The organism is Arenimonas sp. (genome assembly GCF_019459675.1).
GTDB lineage: Bacteria > Pseudomonadota > Gammaproteobacteria > Xanthomonadales > Xanthomonadaceae > Arenimonas.
Map to the genome: position 1 here is coordinate 1 of NZ_JAIBFH010000148.1, position 4,565 is coordinate 4,565.

Here is a 4,565-nt window from a genome sequence, read left to right on the forward strand (position 1 = left end):
GGGGGGGGGGGGGCGGGTTGGCGGGCGGCGCCGGGGGGGCCCCCGGCCGGCGTGGCCGGCACGGTCAGCAGACGGATGTAGTTGCCGTTGACGTTGTCGTAGATTTCGTCGGGCGTGCCGTCAACCGCGATGGTTTCGAACGTGGTGGTGGGCGTGACCAGGCCGGTGGTGGCGAAGCGCGCGCTCGGCAGCGGCACCAGGCCCGACACGTCCAGGTCGAAGAAATCACGCTCCCGCGTGACCGTGCGGTTCACGGCGGTGAGTGCGTTGGCGGCGGCCTGGCTGGAGAACGGCGTGGCGAACACGGCCAGCGGCAGTTTGAGGTTCGGGCGGCCGTCACCGGCGTTGTTCACCAGCGTCACCGAGCCGTAGATCCACTGGCCGGCGGCCTCGGGGGTGTCGACGTTGATGGTGAAGTTGATGTCCTGGCCGGCGGCGCTGCTGTTGAACGAGGTGACGCTGGGCGTGACCGTGGTGCCAGTCGGCACCGTCACCTGCACAGTGTAGTTGGCGCCTGCGGGGGTACCCGGCATCTGCTTGAAGCTGCGGGTGACCACGCAGCTGCGGAAGCAGGCGGCATGGCCGATGGTGGGCAGGTTGATGTTCTGCGCGCCGCCGGTGTAGGGGTTCGCACGCGGCGCGTTGAAGCCGTTCGCCGGCACGTCCAGGTAAAGACCGGCCTTGATGGCCAGCGACACGTCCAGCGAACCGGCGCCGGATTCATGCGGGTTGGTGGCCAGGCCGGACTCGGTGATGGAGTCGCGCGCGGTGAGCGTGAGCGCCGAGATGATTTCATCCGCACCCAGGGTCGGGTTGGCGGACACCAGCAGGGCCGCTGCACCCGCCACGTGCGGGGCCGACATGGAGGTACCGCTGAGCGTGGCCGAGCTGGTGGTGCCGCCGAGGCCGGCGGCGACGATGCTGACGCCGGGCGCCGTGATGTCGGGCTTGATGATGCCCAGCGGAATCACCGGGCCACGGCCGCTGAAGCTGGCCAGGCGGTCCCCCGCGCCTCCGCTGTTGTCGGTGCCGGCCGCGACCGACATCACCCACGGGGAGTTGGACGGATTGCCCACCGTGCCATCCAGCGGACCATCGTTGCCCGCCGAAACGGCGACCACGATGCCAGCCTCGCGCGCGGCCAGGAAGGCTTCGGAATCGTCGGTCCCGGCGACGCCGACCGTGCGCCACGGATCTTCCGGGCCGCTGCCGATGGAGTAATTGATCACGTCCACGCCGTCCACGACGGCCTGGTTGATCGACGCGATCAGGGCGCTGCCGGTGCAGCTGTCGTCCGGGCAGGCCTTGTACACAATCATGTTGGCGCGCGGCGCAACGCCGCTGTAAGTGCGGAAACCAACCTGGAACGGGGCGCCGGCCACCGTGCTGGCGGTATGCGTGCCGTGGCCGTCGTTGTCCACCGGGTCGGAGGAGCCGTTGGCCGCGCCCGAGGTGAAGTCATACAGACCCACCAGCTTGGTGTTGCAGGCCGACGGCGTGGTGCTGCAGAAGCCACGGAAGCCGCCCAGGGGGTTGTTGATGCCCGCACCGGAGAAGGAGGAATGCAGGCGGTTGACGCCGCTGTCGATCACGCCCACCACGACCCCTTCGCCGCGGTTGGGAGTGCCGGTGGCCGCACCGCTCCAGACCAGGTTGGCCTTGATCCAGGCCGGGCTGTCGTTGGTCTGCAGGTAGCGCATGAACTCCGGGGCGACGGCCTTCACGCCAGGCATCGCGGCAAACACTTCAGCCTCGGCGGCGGTGAGCTTGATCGCCACGCCGTTCATGGCGTGCTCGTAGGTGAACATGGGGACCAAAGGACGGCCGATGAGCGCGGACGCATCGTTCATGCGCACGCGGCGCAAATCAGACAGGTAGTCCACGTAGGCCACGGCCTCGGGGCTGCGGGCGTTGAACTTGCGCTTGCCGGTGGCCGCGGCGCTGCTGGCGGCCAGGCGCGGGCGTGATTTCTCGCTGGGGGCGAAGCCGCTGAAGCGCGCGGCGGCGGGCTCTTCGAACACCACGATGTAGGTGTTGAGGCGATCAGCTTTCTGGATCGCGTCGCGTGACGGTTTGGCCGCCTCCGTGCCGCTGGCCGAAACACCGAGGCCGAGGGCGATGGCGAGCATCAGGGGGGTTGCACGCATGTCTTGGTCTTCCTGAAATATCAAACAATTGCCCGATTCTCACGCAGGGAGGACTGAATAACAACGCACGGCGACCTGGAACATGGTTTTGTTTTGTGAATCCGTAGCTTGTGACTAACCATGCTGCTTTTCACGCGGTGACGACTCGAGCGCCAGTGTCGTCGTGCATCGCGCATGGACGCTGCGCCGCCTCACTCGGTAGCATGGCGGGGTTATGACCCTCCCTCCCGCCCCCCAGACGCCGCTGCTGCAAGCCCGGGGGCTGTGTTTTTCGCGCAACGAAGAGCCCGTTTTCGGCCCGCTGGACTTCCAGCTGGCGTCCGGCGAAGCGCTGCTGGTGCTGGGTGGCAACGGCGCCGGCAAGACCACCCTGCTGCGCGTGCTGGCCGGCCTGCTGGAGGCCAACGCCGGCTCGGTGGAACTGATGGGGCGGCCGGTTGACCGCAGCCACCTGGCCCGCGGCAGTGCTTACCTGGGACATCTGCACGGCCACAAGGCCGAACTCGGGGCCTTGGAAAACCTGGCGTTCAGCCAGGCCATCCAAGGTGCGCGGGGCACGAGTACCGAAGCGGCACTGGCCGAGGTCGGCCTGGCCGGACATGAAGACACGCCGGCACGCCGGCTGTCGGCCGGGCAGAACAAGCGGCTGTCCCTGGCGCGGCTGCGGCTGCAGGGCGCCCCGCTGTGGCTGCTGGACGAGCCCTACGCCAACCTCGACCTGGAGGGCATCGCGCTGGTGAACCGCCTCATACAGGGCCACGTGGCCTCGGGCGGCGCCGTGCTGCTGACCACCCACGGCGCCTACTCGGCGCCGCCGGTGCCCGTTCGTACGCTTACGCTGGCTCCCGCCAGGAGCCCGTCGTGAGCGGTCCTTCGCTGCTGGCGGCGGCGCGCGCACAGGCCCTTCGGGACCTGCGGCTGGTCTGGCGCCGGCGCGGCGATGCCGCGCAGCCGCTGTTGTTCGCGCTGATGGTGGTGGCCCTGTTCCCCCTGGCGCTGGGCGCCGACCCCGCGCAGCTGGCGCGCATCGCACCCGGCGTGCTCTGGGTGGCGGTGTTGCTGGCCAGCCTGCTGACGCTGGACACCCTTTACCGCAGCGACGTCGAGGACGGCAGCCTGGAGCAGATGCTGCTCGCCCCGGTCCCCTTGGCCTGGCTGCTCGGGGTCCGGGTCCTGGTGCATTGGGTCACGGCCTCGCTGCCGCTGGTGGTGGTGACCCCCCTGCTGGCGGAACTTTTGTTCCTGCCGGGCGATCTGTTGCCGGTGCTGATGGCGTCCCTGGTCCTGGGCACACCGCTGCTGAGCCTGATGGGCGCGGTGGTGGCGGCGCTGACGGTCGGAATACGCCGCTCTGGTATGCTTTTGGCCTTGCTGGCGCTGCCTTTGTTCCTGCCGGTCCTGGTGTTCGGGGCCGGCAGCGTGATGGCTGCGGCACAAGGCCTGCCCTGGGTTGGCGCGCTGCTGCTGCTTGGCGCCGGCCTCGCCCTGGCCCTGGTGCTCGCCCCGCTCGCCGCCGCCGCGGCGATACGGATCGCCCTGAACTGAGTTTTCGGTCCCTGCCCCGTGAATCCTGTCCTGCTCTGGTTCCACCAACTCGGATCGCCCCCGGTCTTCGACCGCTTCGCCGCACGCTGGGTACCGGTCGGCTTCGCGCTGGGCCTGGTAACGATGGCCATCGGCCTTTACGGCGCCCTGTTCGTGGTGCCTGCCGACTACCAGCAGGGCGACAGCTTCCGCATCCTCTACATCCACGTGCCGGCCGCATGGATGAGCCTGTTCGTGTATGCCCTGATGGCCTTCTACGCGGCGATCGCGCTGATCTGGCGCATCAAGCTGTGTGAGGTGCTGGCGATGGCCTGCGCGCCCATAGGCGCACTGTTCACGGCGGTTACGCTGGCCACCGGTTCGATCTGGGGCAAGCCGATGTGGGGCACCTGGTGGGACTGGGATCCGCGGCTGACGTCGGAACTGGTGCTGCTGTTCCTTTACCTGGGCGTGATCGGCCTGAATGCCGCCATCGAGGACCGCCGGGCCGCCGCGCGGGCCGCGGGCTTCCTGGCCATCGTGGGCGTCGCGCTGCTGCCCGTGATCCGCTACTCGGTGACGTGGTGGAACTCGCTGCACCAGGGCGCCACCATCAAGCTGTTTGGCGAGTCCACCATGGACCCGTCGATGGTCTGGCCGCTGTGGGTAATGGTGCTGGCCACCAAGTTCTGGTTCGTGGGTTCGCTGCTGCAGCGCGCCCGCGCCGACAACCTCGAACGCGAATCGGGCAAGGACTGGGCGCGTGCCGCCGCCGGGGTGCCGCGATGAGTTACCGCGAATACGTCATCGGCGCCTACGCCGTGTTTGCCCTCTTCCTGGCCTGGGATTTCGTGGTGCCGCGACTGCGCCTGTCCCGGGTCCGCCGCAACATCG

The 4,565-nt window shown here is 68.8% G+C and carries 4 protein-coding genes; 3 read left to right on the top strand and 1 reads right to left on the bottom strand.

Annotated features, from left to right (window positions below):
* Nucleotides 1-2,147: S8 family serine peptidase (locus K0M70_RS05390; RefSeq protein ID WP_290780311.1), on the bottom strand; the 2,147-nt coding region annotated here is incomplete at its 3' end.
* Between the two features lie 214 nt (nt 2,148-2,361).
* Here K0M70_RS05390 and ccmA point away from each other — a divergent pair.
* From ccmA to ccmC, 3 genes are read left to right on the top strand one after another with little or no spacing between them, the layout of a single operon-like run.
* Nucleotides 2,362-3,012: a heme ABC exporter ATP-binding protein CcmA gene (gene ccmA / locus K0M70_RS05395; RefSeq protein ID WP_290780314.1), complete on the top strand. Its 651-nt coding sequence runs from the start codon at nt 2,362-2,364 to the stop codon at nt 3,010-3,012.
* Nucleotides 3,009-3,692 (top strand): heme exporter protein CcmB, encoded by a 684-nt coding sequence (gene ccmB / locus K0M70_RS05400; protein WP_290780317.1) that lies wholly within the window; start codon nt 3,009-3,011, stop codon nt 3,690-3,692. The genes ccmA and ccmB overlap by 4 nt, the downstream gene beginning before the upstream one ends.
* Nucleotides 3,693-3,710: 18 nt before the next feature.
* Nucleotides 3,711-4,460 (top strand): heme ABC transporter permease CcmC, encoded by a 750-nt coding sequence (gene ccmC, locus K0M70_RS05405; protein ID WP_290780320.1) that lies wholly within the window; start codon nt 3,711-3,713, stop codon nt 4,458-4,460.
* The last annotated feature ends 105 nt before the right edge of the window (nt 4,461-4,565 follow it).

What these genes read in the sequence shown, in the direction of transcription:
- ccmA (WP_290780314.1), top strand. Translation starts at nt 2,362, where the DNA reads ATGACCCTCCCTCCCGCCCCCCAGACGCCGCTGCTGCAAGCCCGGGGG.